Origin of the sequence: Micromonospora sp. DT15 (genome assembly GCF_049841475.1) — a bacterium.
GTDB lineage: Bacteria > Actinomycetota > Actinomycetes > Mycobacteriales > Micromonosporaceae > Micromonospora.
The window spans coordinates 745419-765090 of record NZ_JBNCKJ010000001.1 but is presented as its reverse complement, the minus strand read 5'-3'; the positions used below and the strand labels follow the sequence as shown (position 1 = coordinate 765090).

General features: G+C 71.0%; 18 protein-coding genes. 8 read left to right on the top strand and 10 right to left on the bottom strand.

The window, feature by feature from the left end:
• Nucleotides 1–704 precede the first annotated feature (704 nt).
• From ACLQ3F_RS03570 to ACLQ3F_RS03545, 6 genes are all read right to left on the bottom strand, one after another.
• Nucleotides 705–1493, bottom strand: coding sequence for an ABC transporter permease (locus ACLQ3F_RS03570; RefSeq protein WP_357264709.1), 789 nt, complete (start codon nucleotides 1491–1493; stop codon nucleotides 705–707).
• Nucleotides 1490–2467, bottom strand: coding sequence for an ATP-binding cassette domain-containing protein (locus ACLQ3F_RS03565; protein WP_357206698.1), 978 nt, complete (start codon nucleotides 2465–2467; stop codon nucleotides 1490–1492). The genes ACLQ3F_RS03570 and ACLQ3F_RS03565 overlap by 4 nt, the downstream gene beginning before the upstream one ends.
• Before the next feature lie 33 nt (nucleotides 2468–2500).
• The gene (locus ACLQ3F_RS03560; RefSeq protein WP_425845961.1) at nucleotides 2501–3343 is read right to left on the bottom strand and encodes a DUF4097 family beta strand repeat-containing protein; all 843 of its coding nucleotides are present in this window, start codon (nucleotides 3341–3343) and stop codon (nucleotides 2501–2503) included.
• A gap of 73 nt (nucleotides 3344–3416) precedes the next feature.
• Nucleotides 3417–3941, bottom strand: coding sequence for a hypothetical protein (locus ACLQ3F_RS03555; RefSeq protein ID WP_357206694.1), 525 nt, complete (start codon nucleotides 3939–3941; stop codon nucleotides 3417–3419).
• 91 nt (nucleotides 3942–4032) lie between these two features.
• Nucleotides 4033–5181 carry an FUSC family protein gene (locus ACLQ3F_RS03550; protein WP_357206692.1) on the bottom strand — a complete coding sequence of 383 codons (1149 nt, stop codon included), beginning with the start codon at nucleotides 5179–5181 and terminating at the stop codon, nucleotides 4033–4035.
• Between the two features lie 59 nt (nucleotides 5182–5240).
• Complete coding sequence (locus ACLQ3F_RS03545; RefSeq protein WP_425845956.1) at nucleotides 5241–6209, bottom strand: SDR family NAD(P)-dependent oxidoreductase; 969 nt, start codon at nucleotides 6207–6209, stop codon at nucleotides 5241–5243.
• A gap of 84 nt (nucleotides 6210–6293) precedes the next feature.
• Between ACLQ3F_RS03545 and ACLQ3F_RS03540 the strand changes: the two genes are divergently transcribed.
• Nucleotides 6294–7265 carry an AraC family transcriptional regulator gene (locus ACLQ3F_RS03540; RefSeq protein WP_425845953.1) on the top strand — a complete coding sequence of 324 codons (972 nt, stop codon included), beginning with the start codon at nucleotides 6294–6296 and terminating at the stop codon, nucleotides 7263–7265.
• Between the two features lie 143 nt (nucleotides 7266–7408).
• On the top strand, nucleotides 7409–9640 hold the full coding sequence (locus ACLQ3F_RS03535) for a hypothetical protein (RefSeq protein WP_425845950.1): 2232 nt from the start codon (nucleotides 7409–7411) through the stop codon (nucleotides 9638–9640).
• Between the two features lie 9 nt (nucleotides 9641–9649).
• Here ACLQ3F_RS03535 and ACLQ3F_RS03530 read toward each other — a convergent pair whose 3' ends face one another.
• Complete coding sequence (locus ACLQ3F_RS03530; RefSeq protein WP_425845948.1) at nucleotides 9650–10405, bottom strand: SDR family oxidoreductase; 756 nt, start codon at nucleotides 10403–10405, stop codon at nucleotides 9650–9652.
• A gap of 119 nt (nucleotides 10406–10524) precedes the next feature.
• Here ACLQ3F_RS03530 and ACLQ3F_RS03525 point away from each other — a divergent pair, with 119 nt between their 5' ends.
• Nucleotides 10525–11163 (top strand): class I SAM-dependent methyltransferase, encoded by a 639-nt coding sequence (locus ACLQ3F_RS03525; RefSeq protein WP_425845945.1) that lies wholly within the window; start codon nucleotides 10525–10527, stop codon nucleotides 11161–11163.
• 21 nt (nucleotides 11164–11184) lie between these two features.
• Here ACLQ3F_RS03525 and ACLQ3F_RS03520 read toward each other — a convergent pair whose 3' ends face one another.
• Nucleotides 11185–11715, bottom strand: coding sequence for an adenylate kinase (locus ACLQ3F_RS03520; RefSeq protein ID WP_425845943.1), 531 nt, complete (start codon nucleotides 11713–11715; stop codon nucleotides 11185–11187).
• Nucleotides 11716–11887: 172 nt separating this feature from the next.
• Here ACLQ3F_RS03520 and ACLQ3F_RS03515 point away from each other — a divergent pair, with 172 nt between their 5' ends.
• Entirely contained in the window at nucleotides 11888–13075 is a 1188-nt protein-coding gene (locus tag ACLQ3F_RS03515) for an RNA ligase RtcB family protein (protein WP_425845940.1), read from the top strand.
• On the top strand, nucleotides 13072–13686 hold the full coding sequence (prfH, locus tag ACLQ3F_RS03510; RefSeq protein ID WP_425845938.1) for a peptide chain release factor H: 615 nt from the start codon (nucleotides 13072–13074) through the stop codon (nucleotides 13684–13686). The genes ACLQ3F_RS03515 and prfH overlap by 4 nt, the downstream gene beginning before the upstream one ends.
• A 4-nt stretch (nucleotides 13687–13690) precedes the next feature.
• On the opposite strand, the gene ACLQ3F_RS03505 is transcribed toward prfH, so the two are convergent.
• The gene (locus ACLQ3F_RS03505) at nucleotides 13691–14596 is read right to left on the bottom strand and encodes an alpha/beta fold hydrolase (protein ID WP_425845936.1); all 906 of its coding nucleotides are present in this window, start codon (nucleotides 14594–14596) and stop codon (nucleotides 13691–13693) included.
• A gap of 191 nt (nucleotides 14597–14787) precedes the next feature.
• Here ACLQ3F_RS03505 and ACLQ3F_RS03500 point away from each other — a divergent pair, with 191 nt between their 5' ends.
• The 3 genes from ACLQ3F_RS03500 to ACLQ3F_RS03490 all read left to right on the top strand — a co-directional run bounded on the left by ACLQ3F_RS03500 (nucleotide 14788) and on the right by ACLQ3F_RS03490 (nucleotide 17739).
• Nucleotides 14788–15618 carry a PIG-L family deacetylase gene (locus tag ACLQ3F_RS03500; RefSeq protein WP_425845934.1) on the top strand — a complete coding sequence of 277 codons (831 nt, stop codon included), beginning with the start codon at nucleotides 14788–14790 and terminating at the stop codon, nucleotides 15616–15618.
• Between the two features lie 396 nt (nucleotides 15619–16014).
• On the top strand, nucleotides 16015–17208 hold the full coding sequence (locus ACLQ3F_RS03495) for an endo-1,4-beta-xylanase (RefSeq protein WP_425845931.1): 1194 nt from the start codon (nucleotides 16015–16017) through the stop codon (nucleotides 17206–17208).
• A gap of 189 nt (nucleotides 17209–17397) precedes the next feature.
• A complete protein-coding gene (locus ACLQ3F_RS03490; RefSeq protein WP_238686609.1) occupies nucleotides 17398–17739 on the top strand; it encodes an ArsR/SmtB family transcription factor in 342 nt (113 codons plus the stop codon).
• A gap of 21 nt (nucleotides 17740–17760) precedes the next feature.
• Here the strand turns inward: ACLQ3F_RS03490 and argS are convergent, their stop codons facing one another.
• The gene (gene argS / locus ACLQ3F_RS03485) at nucleotides 17761–19479 is read right to left on the bottom strand and encodes an arginine--tRNA ligase (RefSeq protein ID WP_425845928.1); all 1719 of its coding nucleotides are present in this window, start codon (nucleotides 19477–19479) and stop codon (nucleotides 17761–17763) included.
• Between the last annotated feature and the right edge of the window lie 193 nt (nucleotides 19480–19672).

Sequence of the window (19672 nt, the reverse complement as noted above, 5' to 3'; positions counted from 1 at the left end):
GCCAACGCGGCCAACGCGGCCAACGCGGCCAACGCGGCCAACGCGGCCAACGCGGCCAACGCGGCCAACGCGGCCAACGCGGCCAACTGACGTTGGCTCCGGTCGCGCAGCTGTCGTTGCTGCCGCGCGGCAGCACCGAGCAGGGCGACAAGGCGAGTCGATGACATCCCGGCATCGTGGACCACGGGTGAGATGCCCGCGATCCCGCTGCGGCAGGTCGGCGGCTTGCGGCGCGATCCGCGCGCCCTGAAACGCCGAGCGCATGACCTGGCGGGCCTCACTCCGATGAGCGTGATGTCTGTGAGTCATCACGATGACTCACAGACATCACGCTCATTAGCGGATGTGGATCCAGCCCTCATCCCTGGCTAGCCGTTGGGCCGGCGGCCAACGGCGGCAGGGCAGTCCGCGGGCGGGGCAGTCCGCGGCGGGGTGGGCAGGAGCGCGGTGGGCAGGAGCGGGGTGGGGCGCGAGGCGGCGTGCTTCCGAACGCCAGGTCGAGCACGCACTCGCACCGCCGACCCGCCGCCCCGACCCCACACTCGCACCGCCGACCCGCCGCCCGACCGCACACTCGCGCCGCCGACCCGCCGCCGGATCCCACTCGCGCCGCCGGTCGCGCGACGCCATGAGTCGGCGGCCCGACCCCTGTGGGCCGAGCCGCCGGCTCTCCGCTGCGGTGGTACCGGGACGCGCCGGTCGGATCAGGCCGTCCGGTTGCGGTTGTACAGGGCCTTGGCCCACAGGAAGCTACCCACTGTAATGACGGCGCACCAGACGACCGCGATGATCCCGTTGGCACCGATCCCGGTGCCCAGGAGCAGGCCGCGAAGGGTCTCCATGACGGGCGTGAAGGGCTGGTAGTCCGCGAACAGCCGCACGGCGGTCGGCATGGAGTCGGTGGGGACGAACCCGCTGCCGAGGAACGGCAGGAGGATCAGCGGCATGGGCAGGTTGCTCGCCGTCTCGACACTGTCACTGACCAGGCCGAGGGCGACGGACAGCCAGGTCAGCGCGAAGGTGATCATGGCGAGTACGCCGACCGCCGCGAGCCACTCGACCGCGTTGGCGTTGGGCCGGAACCCGACCAGCAGCGCCACGACGGTGACGGCCGCGAGGCTGAGCATGGTCTGCACCAGGCTGCCCAGTACGTGACCCGTCAGGACCGACGGTCGGAAGATCGACATCGTGCGGAACCGGGCGATGATCCCCTCGGTCATGTCCATCGCGACCGAAATGGCGGTGCCCTGCGCGGCGCTGACCACTGTGATGAGCAGGATGCCAGGGGTGACGTAGTTGGCGTACTGGGAGCGGCCGCCGGACGGGCCGAGACCGGCGCCGAGCGTGCCGCCGAAGACGTAGACGAAGAGCAGCAGGATGATGATCGGGATGCCCATGAGCAGGAACGTCATCGACGGGTACCGCCGCATGTGCAGCAGGTTTCGCCGCAGCATGGTGCTCGAGTCGCGGACGGCGAGGGAGAGGGTGCTCATCGCGCGGGAGCCCTTTCGTTGTCGGATCGGCTGGCCCGGGTGTCGGGCTGCCCGGTGAGGGTGAGGAAGACGTCGTCGAGGTCGGGGGTGTGTACGGAGAGCCCCGCCACGCTGATCGAGGCGTGGTCGAGCTGGTCGAGCAGGGATCGCAGCGACCCGACCCCTCCGTCACTCGGCACCTGGAGGGTGAGCGCCGCGTCGTCGCGGGTGGCGGCCGCGAACGTCCGGGCCGCCGAGTCGAGCCCCTCCTGGTCGGCGAACTGCAACACGACGTGGCCGCCCGGGATGAGCCGCTTGAGCTCGCGCGGCGTGCCCTCAGCGATCAGCCGTCCGTGGTCGAGGAACGCCACCCGGTCGGCGAGCTGGTCGGCCTCCTCCAGGTACTGCGTGGTGAGCAGGATGGTCACGCCCTCGGCGGCGAGTGCGCGGATGATGTGCCACATGGCCCGGCGGCTGCGCGGGTCGAGGCCCGTGGTCGGCTCGTCGAGGAAGATGACGCGGGGCTCGCCGACCAGGGTCATCGCGAGGTCGAGCCGGCGGCGCATGCCGCCGGAGTACGTGGAAGCCGGCTTACCCGCCGCCTCGGTCAGGTCGAACTGGTCGAGGAGGTCGGCGATCCGCCGCCGACCGACGGCCCTGTCCAGGTGGCACAGGTCGGCCATCAAGGTCAGGTTCTCCCGACCGGTGAGCAGGTTGTCGACGGCGGAGAACTGGCCGGTGACGCCGATCAGCGCGCGTACCGCGTCGGGTTCCCGGGTCAGGTCGTGGCCGAAGACACGGGCGTTACCGCCGTCGGCGTCGATCAGGGTGGAGAGGATCTGCACGGTGGTGGTCTTGCCGGCGCCGTTCGGACCGAGCAACGCGAAGATGGTGCCCTCGCTGATCATCAGGTCGATGCCGTCCAGCACGACCTTGTCGCCGTAGGACTTGCGCAGGTCGGTGGCGACGATCGCGGGGTTCATGGAACTGGTCATGGTCTCCTCATCTGTGGTCGGCGGGGCGGTGGGTCAGGCGCGGCGGATCATGATGTCGCCGAAGGAGGTGTTCGCCCGGACCTCGACCGTCTCGTCGGTCTGCGCCGGGCTGTCGGTCGACTCCAGCGCGTTGTGCACACGGCCGTGCTTGGAACTGACGTCCAGCCAGGCGGCCGTTCCGCGACGGATGCCGACCTCGATGGCGCCGTAGGAGGTCTGCAACTCGACAACTCCCCGGACGACCTCGCCCAGCCGGAGGTTGCCGTAGGCGGTACGGGCCGTCACCGAGGCCAGCGCGGTGTCCACTGTGACGTCGCCGTAGGCCGTGTTGATCCGGACGGCGCCGCCACCGCTACCGATCCAGCAGTCACCGGAGGAGTTCTTGATCTCGGCGCTGCCGTCGACGACTCCGAGACGCACCTTGCCGGACGACACCTTCACCCGGGCGGAGCCGAGGACGCGCTCGGCCGCGACCTCGCCGTGGCTGGAGTCGATGTCCAGCGGCCCGGTCTCGTCGAGCCGGATGTTGCCACCGCTCTTGATGCGGCACTCGCCGAGCCGGCCCTCGCAGCGGAATGCCGCCCACGACGACTCGGCCTGTACGCCCGATCCGGTCGGCAGCTCGATCAGGACGTCGACCGACGGTCCGGCACCGAACCCATAGCGGCGCCAGCTCTTCGGCACCCTGACGACCAGCTGTCCGGCGGCGTACTCGACAGTGGTCTGCTCCGCGGCGCTCAGGTCGGCCTTGCTCGACGGGTCGCGGGGCCGCACGGTCACCACCGTGTCGGTGCGGTCGCTGGCCGCGATCCAGACGTCCCCGACCGGGATCTCGATCCGGGCGAAAATCGCTTCTGGTGTGTCGAAAACAGGCATGGTGGTCTCCCGAAAGGTGGTCGGCGAAGGTCGCCGCTGCTCAGCGGCGTGATGAGGTGGGGTACGAGAGGGGTTAGCGGGCCCAGCCGGTGAAGTGCTGGCCGAAGCGCGGCTCCGGACGGCGGGGCGGACGACGCTCCGCCTCGCCCCCACCGACGGCACCGGCGACGGCGCGCACCAACCAGGCGTTGACGCTGAGCCCGGCGCGCCCGGCGGCCTCCTCGACGCTGGCCTTCAGGTGGTCGGGCAGCCGCAGGTTGATCCGTGAGGTGCCGCCCTCGTCACCCTCGGGTGCGGACACCGGCACCGACAGCGGCGGCGGGCCGCTCGCCTCGCTCGCCGTCTCGACCGGCAGGTTGGCGGGTGCCACCACGAAGTCGGGCTCGCGCCCGCGCAGCCGAACGTGCACCGAGCCCGGTGCGAGATCGCGGGTGATCTCGTCGGCCGCGTCGGACAGCGCTTCGAGCAGCGTGAGACGGGTGGCCGCTTCCAACTGCGCGAAGAGTCGTTCGGCCAACGCCCGGGCCTCCGGGTCCACGCCCTCGGCGGCAAGGGCGAACTCGTTACGCAGGTTCTCGACGTATGACCTCAGCTCCATGGCACCATCATGGCACCACTTTGGCTCAGAGTGCAACAGGCATGGCTCAGCAAGATGCCACCAACTGGCCCCGCTGGGGGTCAGCCAAGTCTCAGAGGTCCCCGAAAAGCCTCCGGACCAGGTGATTCGCGTCCTCCTGGCGCAACCCGGAGGCGACCAGGAGGTCACTGACGGTCGTCCGGACCTGTGCCACCACCACCGCGCCGGAGAAGCCGACACCGTCCCGATAGGCGTGCCCGGCCGTCCGGACCGCCCGCAGCGCCTGCTCGCGAGCCCGGTTCGGCTCGGTGCCGGCGGCGAACTGCCGCTTCAGCAGGCGGACCGCCTCGGCGAGATCCGCCACCGCCGTCGGCAACGACTCCGGTACCGGTTCGCCGTCCTCGATGAGCGTCACCGATCGTCGGATCAGGGTGCCGCTGTTGCGCATCGCCCGGTCGATCGGCTCCGCGGCCTGCGCGTAGCGGCCCACCGGCCCGCGCCGTTGATGCCAGTACACCGGCGACAGGGTGCTCGCCTCCCGGGCGCCCTGGGTCGCCTCGACGAACGCCTTCAACCGGCCCGCGCTCTGCCGCAGCTCACCCCGGGCGGCACGGGCCCGAGCGGCATCCCGCTCGGTCAGCGCCTCGGCCGTGGCGTCGAGCTGGGTCGCCAGGAGATCCAACGCCGGCCGCGCGGCCCGGTTGAGCACCCGCAGCGGGTTCAGCGGCAGCAACACGGCGGTGACCAGCAGCGCCACCCCTCCCCCGATGAGCGCGTCCACGAACCGGGGGATCTCCAGATCCCGCACGGCCGGGCTGAGCGTGGCGATGAGCACCGCCGTCGCCCCCGCCTGGATCACCACCGCCGCGCTACCCGCGAGGAAGAGCGCGACGACGATCGCCAGCACGACGATCAGTGCGAGCTGCCACCAACCGGTGCCGATCACCAGGAGGAGCAGGTCGCCGATCAGCACGCCGACGGTGACCCCGATGATCAGCTCGACGGTGCGACGCAACCGCTGGCCGACCGACGCGGCGAGCGTCGAGACGGCGGAGATCGGCGCGAAGACCGGCTGCGACACCTGCAGCAGCGAGTGCGCCACGAACCAGGACAGCCCAGCGGCCAGGCCGGCCTGGAGGGCGAGGCCGCCGATGGTCCGTACCCGGCGGACCCGCTCGCGTAAGGCGGCCACCACGCGGTCCAGGAGCCGGACGACGGTCGAGGGGCCCGCGTCCGCTCCGCGCCGACCGGCAGCGACCATGGCGGCACCTACCCCGCCACGACCGGCTCAATCCTCGCCCCGGCACGGCCCGGCCGCCCTCAGCGCGAGGTGAGCGTCTTCTCGGCGTACGCCCAGAGCCGGTCGGCCGCGGCCGGGTCCAACGCGTGGGCGGCGACTCCGCCGGTGGCGTCGGGACCACCGGGAATGACCTCGGCCTCCTGGTTGTCGTCGAAGTACCGACCGCTGACCCCGTCGAGCAGGGGTGAGCCGGCGAGCAGCACTGTTGTCGACGCGCCCTGGTCGGGCTTCTTGTAGTACTCCGCCTCGATGAGGTTGCCCGCCTCGTCCATCGCGCCCATCGCCCGCATCGTGTCGTCGTCGATGTGGCGCTGGAGGTTGGTGAAGATGTACCCGGGGTTGAGGGCGTTCGCGGTGATCCCGTCCCTCGCCCACTGGCGGGTGATTCCCACAGCGAGCAGGACCTCCGCGGTCTTCGACTGACCGTAGGCCGACCACGGGTCGTACGGGCGCCGCTCGAACTGCGGGTCGTCGAAGTCGAACGGCGCGGCAAGGTGCGCACCGGAGCTGACCATCACGACCCGTGCCGCCTCGGCGGCCCGCAGACTGTCGTGCAGCCCTCGGGCCAGCGCGAAGTGGCCGAGGTGGTTCGTCGCGAGCTGGAGTTCCCAGCCCACGGCGGTCAGCTGGCGGGTCGGGATCGCCATGATTCCGGCGTTGGCCACCAGCACGTCGAGCGGGCCCTGCCAGGCCGCGACGAAGGCGTCGACCGACGCCAGGTCGGAAAGGTCGAGGGCGGACGACCGGACCGTGCCCACCGTGGCATCGGTGGCGAACTCCTCGGCGAGCCGGTCGGCCGCCCGAGGATTCCGGGTCGCGACGGTGACCTCAGCGCCGGCCCCGGCCAACGCGCGCACCGTCTCCACACCGATGCCGGACGCGCCCCCGGTGACGATCATCCGGCGTCCGGTGAGGTCGACACCGTGGAGGACCTCGGCGGCCGTGGTGCGCGCGTTGAACGGGGTGGTGAGGCGTGGATTCGCTGTCATGACACCCAGGCTACGAACGCTCGGTTCGGACTGCCTATAGCCTGGAGTCCGTCATACTTTCGTGAGCGTCCAGATGAGGTGGGGATGGATCCGCTGGAGGATGTCCTGGCCCTGCTCGGCGCGACGAGCCACGTCTCCGCCGGTCTGGTCGGAGGCGGCCGCTGGGCCGTCGGTTTCGACCCCCCGGCCGGGGTCAAGTTCAACGCCGTCCGGCGGGGCCGATGTTCGCTGCGGGTCGACGGCCACGCCGAGCCGATCGACCTCGGTCCGGGCGACTGCTTCCTGCTGACCCGACCGGCGGCCTACACCCTCTTCAGCGATCCCGAGGTGCCGGTCCAGCCCGCGCATCCCATCTTCGCCGCCGCCACCGACGGTGTGGCGCACGCCGGCGACGGTGACGACGTGTTCCTCATCGGCGGCGCTTTCACCCTTGGCGGGCGGGCACGCAGCCTTCTGCTGGACAACCTTCCGCCGGTCATCCACGTGCCCGCCGACACCCCGGAGGCCGGGACCGTCCAGTGGGCCCTCGGCGAGATCGACGCGGAACTGCGATCCACGCGACTCGGCTCCCACCTCGTCGCCGAGCATCTGGCGCTCGTCCTGCTGATCCGGATCCTTCGGCTGCACCTGGCCCGTGACGAGCGGCCCGGCTCCGGGTGGCTGGCCGGTCTCACCGACCCGGTGGTCGCTCCCGCGCTACGCGCGATGCACGAGCGACCCGCGCACCCGTGGACGGTGGACGAGGTGGCCCGGGCGGCGACCGTCTCCCGGTCGACGCTGGCGGCCCGCTTCAAGAAGGTCGTCGGGGTGGGCCCGCTGGAGTACCTGACCGGGTGGCGGATAGAGCTCGCGGCCGACCGCATCCGGCGCAGCTCCGACACCGTCGCCACCATCGCCCAGGCCGTCGGGTACGGCTCGGAGAGCGCGTTGAGCGTGGCCTTCAAGCGCACCACCGGCCTCTCGCCGCGCGCCTACCGCACCGAGTTGGCGAACACCGCCCGGACGGACGCACCCGAGCCGACGGTGACCGCCGGTCGTGCCCTGCCGGGGCGGTAGCACCCCGCCGGCTGAGATTGAGGGCGTCCGGATGGGGTAGACCCGGCTCTGCCGTCACCGGCGACCCGGCGCGTGGCGTCGGCGCCGGATCACGGACAAGGGCTGCGAGACGCCTCGGGGGGACGTCGGATGGATCAACGCGGTTGAGTGGCACGGACGACTCCGGTGACGTCGTGGAACTACGGGTGCACGGAGTCTCCGGCGCGAGCGCCGCGCAGGTGCTGGACCTGCAACAGACCGCGCAGGTCGCCGGTGACCGCAGTGGCGGGTTCTACCGGCCGCGCCCCCGGTACTCGGAGAGCACCGGCGAGCACGGGGTGACGCTTGAGGCGTACCGCTGGGGTGACCTGCCCTCCGGGACCGTGGCCCGCACCCTGGCGGTGGTCTTCCTGCTCCCCTTCATGCTGGTCAACGTCGCGATCTGGATGCGCCCGGCGAACCCCCGTTCCGAGGCGGTGGTCAAGTCCCTCTGCCGGGTGCTGGCGCTCACGCTCACCGTGCTGTACGTGCTCGCCATCGTCGGCGTCGCCCTGGATCTCGTCGGCTGGAAGTGCCTGGCCTCCCCCGACTGTCTGGCCGGACGCAGTTGGTTGTCCTGGTTGGGTGGACGGCCGGTCGGACTGCGGCTGGCGGTGCTCGCGCTCGTCCCGGCCGCCGCGATCGGCCTGATCTGGCGGGTCAGTTGCCGGCCGGGCCGGACGTTCGAGGCGTTTCGCGAACCCGATCAGGGCACCTCCGCGTCCCGCCTCGGCACCGTGGGCCAGTGGGACGCCGAGCCGTTGGTGGGCCGGTTGCGGGCCATCCATGTCACGGCGGCCTTCGCGACGCTGGACCTCGCCCTGCTCCTGGCCCGCGCCGCGAGTGACGCTTCGGCGGCCACTATCGCGCTGACGGCGATCATGGGGGTGATCCTGACCGGCTGCGTGGCGCTGCTCTGCACACCGCCGCTGATGGACAGGGCCCCCGGCGACAAGCGGCTCGACCGGGTCACCCGTACCCTCCGGACCGCTGCCATCCTCCTGACCGTCGCCGTCGTGACGCATGTGCTGACCAGTCCGCAACCCTGGCCGGAGGAGCAGGCGCTCCCCGGCTACGACCCGACCCTGGCCGGTCTGTTCGTGTCCCAGACGACGCTGTTGGTCGCCCTGGGCGTGGTGCTGCTCTGGCACCGGCGCCGGGAGCACGGCGCCACCCCGCTGTTCGGGCTGGGCGCTCTCGTGGTCGCGGCCACCGGGATCAGCATGGCGGTGGCGTACTCCGCCGAACTGGTCTACCGGGTGGCGGACTACCTGGACCGCGACGTGTCGACCGGCGAGGGCATCGCCTCCGGTCCGCCCCGGGCCTACACCTGGGCCATCTTCGGCTTCTTCCGCGCCCTGCTGGTCACGGTGATCGTCGCTGGCCTCGTCGTCCTGATCTCCCGCCGGGCTCGACGCCGGGCCGGGGCGGCGATAGTCGCGCGCGACTTCCCAGACCCGCCGCCCGAGGCAGGACGCCGACTACGGCAGGTCCGAGACGCGATAGCCCGGGCTCGTTTCACCGAGAAGCTGGTGCCGCTGGCCGTGCTCTACGGCTGTCTCGCCGGGCTCGCCACCGCCACCACCACCGTCGGCCTGTTGGGGCAGTTCCCGGGCGACCTCATCGAACAGACCCTCGGGCTGCCGGCCGACGCGGTCACGTTCGGCATCGCGGTTGGTAGCTGGACGATCGCGGCCATCATCCTCGGCCTGATCATCGGGGGCATCTTCGCGTACCGGACCGAGCCGTACCGCCGGTACATCGGTGTGCTCTGGGACCTCGGCACCTTCTGGCCCCGGGCCGCCCACCCGTTCTCACCGCCCTGCTACTCGGAGCGGGCCGTGCCGGAACTGGCCCGCCGGATCACCTACCTCGTCGAACGCGGCGGCGCGGTGCTGCTCACCGGGCACAGCCACGGCTCTGTCCTGCTGGCCGCCACGGTGCTACAACTGCCGCCGCAGGTCGGCGACCGGGTCGCCCTGCTCACCCACGGATCACCGCTGCGCCGCCTCTACGCACGGCTCTTTCCCGCCTACGTCGACGACGCGGCACTGCACGAGATCGGCCGCCGGGTGGGTTGGCGGTGGGTGAACCTGTGGCGCGACACCGACCCGATCGGCGGCTGGATCTTCTCCCCGCGTACCTCACCCGCGGCGGCCACCACCGACGACCCGGCTACCAGTGTGGATCGCCGACAGCGTGATCCCGTCGACGTGGTGGCGCCCCCCGGAGACAGCGTCGCCCCACCCATCCACGGGCACTGGCCGGGCGAGTCCGACGAGCCGTTCGTCGAGGCGGTACAGGAGTTGGTGCGGCGCCTCGATCGGCGGGGCGACCCGCCCGGGCCGTCGAGGTAGCGGGCCGGCTCAGTTTCCCCGGCCCGCCCGCGTACGCCAGTCGTCCAGAGCGGTGCCGGCGAGGCGGGCGCCGTCGGCCGGGACGAGCGAGCGTTCGCCCAGCTTGGCGCCGAAGTACCGGGCGTCGGGGTCGGCCACCACCGAACGACGGTCCTGCTGGTCGGCGAGGAGGGTTCGGCCCAGTTCGTCGAGGCGGAACTGCTCCGGGCCGGCGACCTCGACCACGGAGTTCGTCGGCGCGCCGAGCGCGACCTCGGCGACCGCGGCAGCGACGTCGTCAGCGGCCATCGGCTGAATGAGCACCGGCGCGAGGCGCACGGTGTCGCCGTCCGTGGCGGTGTCGATGATGCCCTTGAGGAACTCGAAGAACTGGGTGGCGTGCACCACCGAGTACGGGAGGCCGGACGCGACGATGAGCTTCTCCTGGGCAACCTTCGCGCGCATGTACCCGCTGTCCGGGATCCGGTCGCACCCCACGATGGAGAGCGCCACGTAGTGGTTCACCCCGGCGTCGGACGCGGCGGCGAGGAGCGTCCGGGTCGAGGTCTCGAAGAATTCCAGTACGGCGGCGTTCTCGAACGACGGCGAGTTCGACACGTCGACGACGACCTCGGCGCCGGTGAGCGCGTCGGCCACCCCTTCGCCGGTCAGGGTGTTGACGCCCGTCTTCGGCGAGGCCGGCACCGCCTCGTGGCCCTGGGCGCCGAGGCGCTCCACGAGCTTGGAACCGATGAGGCCGCTGCCCCCGATGACGACGATTTTCATTGTCGTACCACGTCCTGTCTGCACTGGGTCGGATCGTGCTGCCAACCAGTAAGACGGAAAGCGTGCGCGGATGCAGGACAATCGCCGGAGAAGCGTTCGACGGAGATCAGGAGGTCGACGTGGCCACGGTGTCCCACCCGGTGTTCGCCCGCGTGTACGAGCGACTCAGCGTCGCCATGGATCGCGCCGGCACTGCGGCGTTCCGGCGGGAGCTGGTCGCCGGCCTGTCCGGCCGGGTGATCGAGATCGGCGCGGGCAACGGGCTGATGTTCGCCCACTACCCGCCGGGGGTGACCCAGGTCTACGCGGTCGAACCGGAGCGACGTCTGCGTGCCGCCGCCGAGCGCGCCGCGTCGACCGCGCCGGTCCCGGTGACCGTCGTCGACGGTCTGGCCGAGGCGCTGCCCGCCGGGGACGGCGAGTTCGACGCGGCGGTGGTCGCGTTGGTGTTGTGCACGGTGCCCGATCAGGCGAGCGCGTTGGCCGAGATCAGCCGGGTGCTGCGCCCCGGAGGCGAGGTGCGGTTCTTCGAGCACGTGGCCGCCGAGGGTGCCGGTGGTCTGCACCGCGCCCAACGACTCGTCGACGCCACGCTGTGGCCGAAGCTGTTCGCCGGCTGCCACACCAACCGCGACACCGTCGCCGCCATCGGCGCGACCGGCTTCGAGGTGCAGCAGCTGCGCAGGTTCCGTTTCCCGGCCACCAGCAACAGCCCCTCCTCCCCCTGCGTCCTCGGCCGCGCGCTCAGGCCGGCCTGACACCACCGTCGATCGCACCGCTCACCGGCGGGGCAGCCCGGCCAGCCAGACCTCCAGCTCCGCCGGGGAGCGCAGCAACACCACGGGCGGCGCGGACGGGTCGGCCTGCCAGGCCCGCATCCGCCGTCGGGCCCGGCCGAACGCGGTGACGTGCCACACCAGGATCGAGTCCGAGGACAGCACACTGCTCAGCGACTCGCGGTTGCCGTTGCAGATCACCTCGCCGGTGACCACCAGTCGGACGGTGCGGCGGAGCAACCGCCCGAACGACAGCCACCGTGGATAGTCAAGGCCGACGACCAGATCGGCGTGGGCCATCGGGACGTCCCGCCAACCGTGGTACGCCCCGTCGATGATCCAGCGGTCCCGTCGGCAGATCTCCTCGATCCGGCTGCGTTGCTGGGCGACCGGCACCTCGACCCAGCCCGGTTGCCAGAGCAGGTCGTCGACCGGATACCAGTGCACTCCGAGGTGTTCGGCCAGTCGCGCCGCGAGGGTGGACTTGCCGGAGCCGTACACCCCGTAGACCAGGACGCGACGCGGTGCGCTCATCGCGGCAGCGTACGTCGTGAAGAAAAATCAGTTGTCGTGCCTGGCGCGCCTCGACCAGAGTGACGTCCATGACGTACTGACGGACTCCACCCCTGCTCCGCGCCACCGGTGATGCCTCCCGGGGGCCGTGACGCCGTCCGCTTTTCACGTTGGCAGCCAGAGATGAGCCTCCTTGTCCCAGCACCACCTCCCTCGGGAGCCCCTGCCCCCGTCCGCCCCGGCCACCGTCACGGTGTTCGCCTCTCCCGCGAGTTGGATCGAGTCCGATGCGCTCGCACAGTGCCAGCAGGTCGCCGCCCTGGACGGCATGCGGCACGTCGCCGCGATGCCGGACCTGCACCCCGGCAAGGGTGCGCCCATCGGCGCGGCCATGGCGTCGACAGTGCTGTACCCGTTCCTGGTGGGCTCCGACATCGGCTGCGGCATCGCCGTGTTTCCGATCAAGCTCAAGCGGGCCGTACCGGAACGGCTCGCCGCCCGGTTCCCCGACCTCGACCAGGCGCTCGACCCGGTACGCGACGCCGACGACCCCGCCTGGGCCGCCGTCGACTGTGACGTTCCAGCCGGCCATTTCGACGGCCTCGGGACGGTGGGTCGGGGCAACCACTTTGTGGAGTTGGCCCGCGTCGACACCGTCCTCGACGTGCGGCACGCGGGCCGGCTCGGGCTCGACGCCGGCGATCTCGTGCTGATCGTGCACAGCGGTTCCCGTGGTCTGGGCGAGCGGATCCTGCGGGCGCACACCGAGGTCCACGGCGCCGGGGCGGTACCCGACCCCGCCGCCTACCTGGGCAGGCACGACGACGCCGTGCGCTGGGGTTCGCTCAACCGCCGGGTGCTGGCCGCCCGGGTGGCGCACGCGTTGGGGGCCGAGCCCACCGCGCCGATCGTCGATGAGTGCCACAACCTGGTCGAGGTCCGGGACGGGGTCTACCTGCACCGCAAGGGCGCGGCGCCGGGTGACGGTCGCGACGTCCTGATCGCCGGCACCCGGGGAACGGCGTCCTATCTGGTGGCCGCCCACGCCGGGCCGGAGGCCAACTACTCGGTGGCCCACGGCGCCGGCCGCAAGATGTCGCGCGCCGACGCCCTGCGGCGGGGCCGGGCCAAGCACACGGTCGAGGAGCTACGCCGTACCCGGGTGGGTTCGCTGGTGGTGTGCGGTGACCGGCAACTGCTCTTCGAGGAGGCACCCACGGCGTACAAGCGCATCGAGCAGGTGATCGCCGACCTGGTCGAACACCGGCTGGCCACCCCGGTGGTCAGCACGACGCCAGTGGTCACCTACAAGACGCCCGACCTCGGGTCCGCCGCACGCCCCGAGCGGCGGGGCCACCGCGGCCGGCGAGGCCGCTCATGACCGCGTTCCTGCTGTTGTCGGCCGGACGTGGGCCGCAGGAGTGCGCCTGGGCACTGAGCCAACTGCTGCACCGGCTGCGCGACGAGGGCGTCCGCCGAGGTCTGACGATCCAGCAGGTCGAGGCGGTGCCCGGTGACCGCGCCGGCACCCACCGGTCGGCGCTGATCGGGATCTCCGGCGTGGACGCCGACGCGTTCGCTGATTCGTGGACCGGGACGCTGTGCTGGCAGGCCCCGAGCCCGTACCGGTCGGGCGTCGGCCGGAAGAACTGGTACGTCACCGCCCAGCCGCCCGAACGCGACGCTCGGCCCACGACGTTTCGCGAGGCGGACGTCGACATCGTCGCCTGCCGCACCGGTGGGCCGGGGGGTCAGCACCGGAACAAGGCCAGCACGGCGGTACGCGCGACGCACCGCCCGTCGGGCCTGGTGGTCGTCGTGGACGAGGAGCGGCAGTTCAGCCTCAACCGTCGGATCGCCCTGGACCTGCTGCGCCACCGCATCGAGCAGGGCGACGAGGCGGCGCGGCGTGCCGTCACCACCGCCCGGTGGCGCGTCCACGACAGGCTGGTTCGCGGCGACCCGGTCCGGGTGGAACGTCCGACGCGCTAGCGGCTCAGACCTCCAGCACGGCGTCAGCGAATGCCTGCGGCGCCTCCTGCGGCAGGTTGTGCCCGACACCGCCGCCGACGGTCCGGTGCTCGTACTGGCCGGTGAACTGCTTGGCGTAGACGGTGGGCTCGACGTGGGGCGCGCCGTTGGCGTCGCCCTCCATGGAAATACTGGGCACGGTGATCTTCGGTTGCGTGGCCAGGCGCTTCTCGATGTCGTCGTACTGTGCCTCGCCGTCGGCGAGGGCCAACCGCCACCGATAGTTGTGGATCACGATGTCGACGTGGTCGGGGTTGTCGAACGACGCCGCGCTGCGGTCGTACGTCGCGTCGTCGAACGTCCACTGGGGGGACGCGGTGTGCCAGATCAGCTTGTTGAAGGCGCGCCGGTTCTTGTCGTAACCCTCCCGCCCTCGCTCGGTGGCGAAGTAGTACTGGTACCACCACGCCAACTCCGCCTTCGGCGGCAGCGGCGCCTTACCGGACTCCTGGCTGGCGATCAGGTAGCCGCTGACCGAGACCAGCCCTCGGCAGCGTTCGGGCCACAGCGCGGCGACGACGTCGGCGGTCCGCGCGCCCCAGTCGAACCCGGCGAGCTTCGCGGTGTCGATGTTCAGGGCGTCCATCAGGGCGATGAGGTCGAGCCCCATGGCCGCCGGTTCGCCGTTTCGCATCGTGTCGTCGGAGAGGAACCGGGTCGTGCCGTAGCCCCGCAGGTAGGGGACGACGACCCGCTTGCCGGCCGCGGTGAGCAGCGGTACGACGTCGGCGAAGCTGTGGATGTCGTAGGGCCAGCCGTGCAGGAGGATCACCGCGTCCCCGTCGGGCGGACCGGCGTCCACGTATCCGACGTTCAGGACTCCGGCCTCGATCTGTCGCAGGTCGGTGAACCCGCCAGCGGCCTTTGCCATCGACTTCTCCCCGTGTCCGGACCTGCTCGGATGTGCCGATCACGCCCGAATCTAGCTACCTGCCCGGAGCCTGAGCGCCGTTCACACAAGGACCGCTCGACGGATGCCGGACTGGGTACGATGCCCCCGCTCCCGCGGATGTTCGCGGTGGAGGTCATGGGCCCGTAGCCGGATGACCGTAGGGTGATGGCATGGCTGAGCGACCTCTGACCCTGATGGCGGTGCACGCCCACCCCGACGACGAGGCGACGAGCACCGGTGGCGTCCTTGCCCGCTATGCCGCCGAAGGGGTCACGACGGTGCTCGTGACCTGCACCGACGGGCGATGTGGAGACGGCCCGGGCGGGGTCAAGCCGGGCGAGGAGGGGCACGACCCGGCCGCCGTGGTGGCGATGCGCCAGGCCGAGCTGGAGGCCAGCTGCGCGACGTTGAACGTCACCCATCTGGAAACCCTCGGCTACGCCGACTCGGGGATGATGGGCTGGGCGACGAACGACCAGCCCGGCGCGTTCTGGATCACGCCGGTGGCGGAGGCGGCGGCCCGGCTCGCGGAGCTGATTCGGCAGTATCGGCCGGACGTGATCGTCACGTACGACGAGAACGGTTTCTACGGCCACCCGGACCACATCCAGGCGCATCGGATCACCATGGCCGCTGTCGAGCAGACGGACGTCCCGGCGAAGGTCTACTGGACCACTGTGCCGCGTACGGCGTTCGCGGAGTTCGGTCGGATCATGAAGGAGCTCGGCGTCGAGTGGGCCGAGCCGGACGCGGAGTCGGAGCCGGGGCCGCAGCTCGGTCTGCCCGACGACGAGATCACCACCTGGGTCGACACCAGCAAGTACGGCGCGCAGAAGTTCGCCGCGCTGGCCACGCACGCCAGTCAGACCGAGAACATCTTCTTCCTGCAACTGGGCCAGGAGCGGTTCACCGAGCTGATGGGCGTGGAGACCTACCTGCGGGTGCGGGACCGGACGGGCGCGCCGATTCCCGAGGACGACCTCTTCGCCGGTCTGCGCTGATCACTCTTCGGTAGCGCCACCTGACATCGTCGGCCACCGGTTCGACGGTGTCTGGTGGCGTGCGCCGCGAACGACCTCGCCACCCGAACCGGTCGCCGACCTCCGGCCGCCGGTCGCCGGTCGCCGGTCGCCGGTCGCCGGTCGCCGGTCGCCGGTCGCCGGTCGCCGAAAGTTTCGCCGGCGGGCCGCTCCCCGCCGGGCAGGTCATGTGATGAATTTCCGGAAGTTTTCAGCGTTGACGGCCAGACATAGATCGGCTTAACGTTTCGAGCAAGTTTCCGGCTTCCGGCCGGAACTACCGGCGTCACCCAGCCATCTCGCGTCCCACCCGAGCAGGACCGGACCCTCACCTCCTAGATCGACATCTATCTATTGATCGTCTGGAAGGGCAGGCACATGAAGTTGAGACAGTGGTCGAGCGTCGGCCTGGTCGCCGTCGCGACCATCGCCACGCTGAACACGGTGCCGGCGACCGCGAGTCGACCGTACGACCCCACGACGCAGAGCCTCGGCACCCTCGGCCTGCGCCACGGTCTGCACGTCGGCACCGCGGTGAGCATGGATGCACTCAACGACGCCAGCGACCCGCAGTACCGCAGACTGGCCTCCTCCGAGTTCGCCTCGGTCACCGCCGAGAACGTGATGAAGTGGGAGAGCCTGGAGCCGACCCGCGGCACCTACAACTGGGGGCCGGCCGACCAGTTCGTCGACTTCGCCAAGCGCAACCGGCAGAGCGTGCGCGGTCACGTGCTGGTCTGGCACAACCAGCTGCCCGCCTGGTTGACCAACGGCGTCGCCGACGGCTCCATCAGCAAGCAGGAGTTGCGCGAGCTGCTGCGCAAGCACATCACCACAGTCGTGAACCGCTACAAGGGCAAGATCTGGCAGTGGGACGTGGTCAACGAGGCGGTCAGTGACCCGTGGGACACCCCGTCGACCCTGCACTACAAGGGCTTCTGGGCGCAGAACCTCGGGCCCGGCTACATCGCCGACGCGTTCCGCTGGGCGCGGGCCGCCGACCCCAAGGCCCTGCTGTTCTACAACGACTACAACATCGAGGCGTTCGGCTCGGGCAACCCGGCGGACGACAAGACCCAGTTCGTCTACGACATGACCAAGAGCCTGCGCGCCCAGGGCGTCCCGATCGACGGTGTCGGCGCCCAGGGCCACCTGGGCACCCAGTACGGCAACTTCGACACCCTCCAGGTGACCGCCGCGCTGAAGAAGTTCACCGGGCTCGGCGTCGCGACCGCGTTCACCGAGGTCGACGTCCGCAGCCAGCTGACCGAGGGCGTCCAGGCCGGCAACTCCGAGGAGATCAACCCCCGGCTACAGGCGTCGGCCGCCAACTTCAGCGTGCTGATGAAGGCGTGCCTCGCCGTCCGGAGCTGCCTGTCGTACACGGTCTGGGGTTTCAGTGACAACCATTCGTGGGTGCCCGGCTGGTTCGACGACCCGCCGGAGGGCCTGGCCACCATCTACGACGAGAACTACCAGCCCAAGCGGGCGTACCAGGAGTTGAAGTCCGACCTGATCTTCGCAGGGCCGCCGTACGTCCTGCCCCGCATCGCACCCAAACCCCGCCGCTGACGCCCAGGGCCGTGTGGGGCTTCCCGAAGCTCCACACGGCCCGTGTGCCGCCACGGACGTCGCCGTTCGACTCACGTTCGGTGGTTCCGTCGCGCCATCCGGACGCCATCGGAGGGCTGGTGCCGGATCTGCCGGTTTATTGATGGTGTTGGTGTCACTATTGCAGGCGTGGGAACTGCGAAAACTGCCATGCCTGCGATCTCGCCGCTCACCGGCGATCCCATCAAGCGGGCCGATGCCGAGCGGCTAGCGGGGGTGCTGAAGGCCTTCGCCGATCCGGCGCGACTCCGGTTGCTCAGCCTGATCCAGTCCGCGCCCGAAGGTGAGGCCTCAGTGAGTGACCTCACCGCGGCGCTCAATCTCTCCCAGCCGACGGTGAGTCATCACCTCCGGATCCTCACCGAGGCCGGCCTCCTCGAACGCGACAAGCGCGGGGTCTGGGCGTACTACCGCCTGGTGCCCTCCGCGATCGCGCAGATCGCCGACCTGTTGACGCCGCCCCGGAAGCGGGCGACGAAGCGGGCCCGCTGACCGGGCCCCCAGCCCGGCGCGTCACATCCGCTCCACAGTGCGGATGCCCAGCAGGTGCAGCCCCTGCCGCAGGACCCGGGCGGTCAACTCGGCCAGCAGCAGCCGGCTCTCCCGCAGCTCATCCGTGGCCCGCAACACCGGGCAGCGCTCGTAGAACGCGTTGAACGCCGTCGCGAGTCGGTGCAGGTAACCGGCGAGCTGATGAAACTCGAGACTCCGCTCCAGCTCGCCGACCACAGCGGCGAAGCCGAGCAGCTCGACCGCGAGCGCACGCTCCGCCGGCTGCGCCACCACGATGGGCGCGTCCGGCCGCACGGCGGTCCCGGCCCGCCGCAGCACGGACCGGATCCGGGCGTACGCGTACTGAAGGTAGGGAGCGGTGTTGCCGTCCATCGCCAACATCCGTTCCCAGTCCAGGACGTAGTCCTTGGTCCGGTCGACGGACAGGTCGGCGTACTTGATGGCGCCGATGCCCACCGCGCGGCCGATCTCGGCGGCGGTCCCGGCGTCCAGATCCGGGTTCCTGCTCCGGGCCAGCTCGGTGGCGCGGGCGACCGCCTCCTCCAACAGCCCGACCAGCTTCACCGACTCACCGGCCCGGCTGCGCAGCATCCGCCCGTCGGCGCCGAGGATCGACCCGAAGCCGAGGTGCTCGGCCCGGGCCGGCGGGCAGAGCCAGCCGGCCGCCTCGGCGACGGCGAACACCATCGCGAAGTGCTGCCGCTGCGGTAGGCCGACGACGTACAGCAGCCGGGTGGCGCCCAGCTCGCCGACGCGCTGCCGCAGCGCGGCCAGGTCGGTGGCCGGATAGCCGTACCCACCGTCGCTCTTACGCACGATCAGCGGCAGCGGCTCGCCGTCCCGGCCGGTGAACCCCTGCGGAAAGACGCACTCGGCCCCACCGCTGGGCAGCAGCAGCCCCAACCGGTCCAGGTCGTCGACGACGCCCGCGAGCAGATGGTTGTAGGCGCTCTCGCCCCGGAAGTCAGCCCCGGACAACGTCACGTCGAGCAGGTCGTACACGGTCAGGAAGTACCGCTCCGACTGCGTCACCAGCAGCCGCCACAACCGGCGGGTCCGCTCGTCACCGCGCTGCAACGCCACCACCCGCAGCCGCGACCGTTCCTGGAACGCCTCGTCGGCGTCGAACTTCACCCGGGCCGCCCGGTAGAAGGTGTCCAGGTCCCCCATCGACAGGTTCTGCGCGGCTTCGGCCTCGCCGAGGTCGATCAGGTGCTCGATCAGCATGCCGAACGGTGTCCCCCAGTCACCCAGGTGGTTGACCCGCACCACCCGGTGCCCGAGCCAGTCCAGCAGCCGCACCGCCGCGTCGCCGATGACTGTGGAGCGGAGATGCCCGACATGCATTTCCTTCGCCACGTTGGGGGCCGAGTAGTCGACCACCACTGTCTGCGGCGTCGCCGTCGACGGCACGCCGAGCCGGGCGTCACCGGCCAGCCCGGCGACCATGTCGGCCAGGGCCCGGTCGGCAACCGTCAGATTGAGAAAGCCCGGCCCGGAGACCTCCGCCGACACCCCGACGTCGTCGAGCACCGCGTGCGTCAGCACCGCCGCGGCGATGTCGCGCGGCGGGCGGCCGAGCCGCCGGGCCAGCGCCAGCGCCGCGTCGGACTGGAAGTCCGCACGCGGAGACCGCCGCACGAGCGGATCGACCGGGCCGCCGGCCACCGCCGCGAACGCCGGTGCCAGCCGGTCGGACAACAACTTTTCAAGATCCATGAGTACGCCGATCTCGCTCGGACCCGCGCTGCCACGCGAGCCGTTGACGGGGAGATACGGGCGGACCGAGGACGACCAGCGAACGACCGGCGGCTCGATCCGCCGGTCGCAGGTAACAGGTCAGCGCGGGCGGGCGACGGATCGCCGGCGTCGCCCCGCACCGGCCTGGACGTCACACGACAGTCCGGTGCAC

Bases quoted from the DNA above. Each gene is read 5' to 3' on its own strand.
- ACLQ3F_RS03530 (WP_425845948.1), bottom strand. From the start codon at position 10,405: ATGAAAATCGTCGTCATCGGGGGCAGCGGCCTCATCGGTTCCAAGCTC.
- ACLQ3F_RS03540 (WP_425845953.1), top strand. From the start codon at position 6,294: ATGGATCCGCTGGAGGATGTCCTGGCCCTGCTCGGCGCGACGAGCCAC.
- ACLQ3F_RS03505 (WP_425845936.1), bottom strand. From the start codon at position 14,596: ATGGCAAAGGCCGCTGGCGGGTTCACCGACCTGCGACAGATCGAGGCC.
- ACLQ3F_RS03565 (WP_357206698.1), bottom strand. From the start codon at position 2,467: ATGACCAGTTCCATGAACCCCGCGATCGTCGCCACCGACCTGCGCAAG.
- ACLQ3F_RS03495 (WP_425845931.1), top strand. From the start codon at position 16,015: ATGAAGTTGAGACAGTGGTCGAGCGTCGGCCTGGTCGCCGTCGCGACC.
- argS (WP_425845928.1), bottom strand. From the start codon at position 19,479: ATGGATCTTGAAAAGTTGTTGTCCGACCGGCTGGCACCGGCGTTCGCG.
- ACLQ3F_RS03490 (WP_238686609.1), top strand. From the start codon at position 17,398: ATGCCTGCGATCTCGCCGCTCACCGGCGATCCCATCAAGCGGGCCGAT.
- prfH (WP_425845938.1), top strand. From the start codon at position 13,072: ATGACCGCGTTCCTGCTGTTGTCGGCCGGACGTGGGCCGCAGGAGTGC.
- ACLQ3F_RS03520 (WP_425845943.1), bottom strand. From the start codon at position 11,715: ATGAGCGCACCGCGTCGCGTCCTGGTCTACGGGGTGTACGGCTCCGGC.
- ACLQ3F_RS03545 (WP_425845956.1), bottom strand. From the start codon at position 6,209: ATGACAGCGAATCCACGCCTCACCACCCCGTTCAACGCGCGCACCACG.
- ACLQ3F_RS03555 (WP_357206694.1), bottom strand. From the start codon at position 3,941: ATGGAGCTGAGGTCATACGTCGAGAACCTGCGTAACGAGTTCGCCCTT.
- ACLQ3F_RS03500 (WP_425845934.1), top strand. From the start codon at position 14,788: ATGGCTGAGCGACCTCTGACCCTGATGGCGGTGCACGCCCACCCCGAC.
- ACLQ3F_RS03550 (WP_357206692.1), bottom strand. From the start codon at position 5,181: ATGGTCGCTGCCGGTCGGCGCGGAGCGGACGCGGGCCCCTCGACCGTC.
- ACLQ3F_RS03570 (WP_357264709.1), bottom strand. From the start codon at position 1,493: ATGAGCACCCTCTCCCTCGCCGTCCGCGACTCGAGCACCATGCTGCGG.
- ACLQ3F_RS03560 (WP_425845961.1), bottom strand. From the start codon at position 3,343: ATGCCTGTTTTCGACACACCAGAAGCGATTTTCGCCCGGATCGAGATC.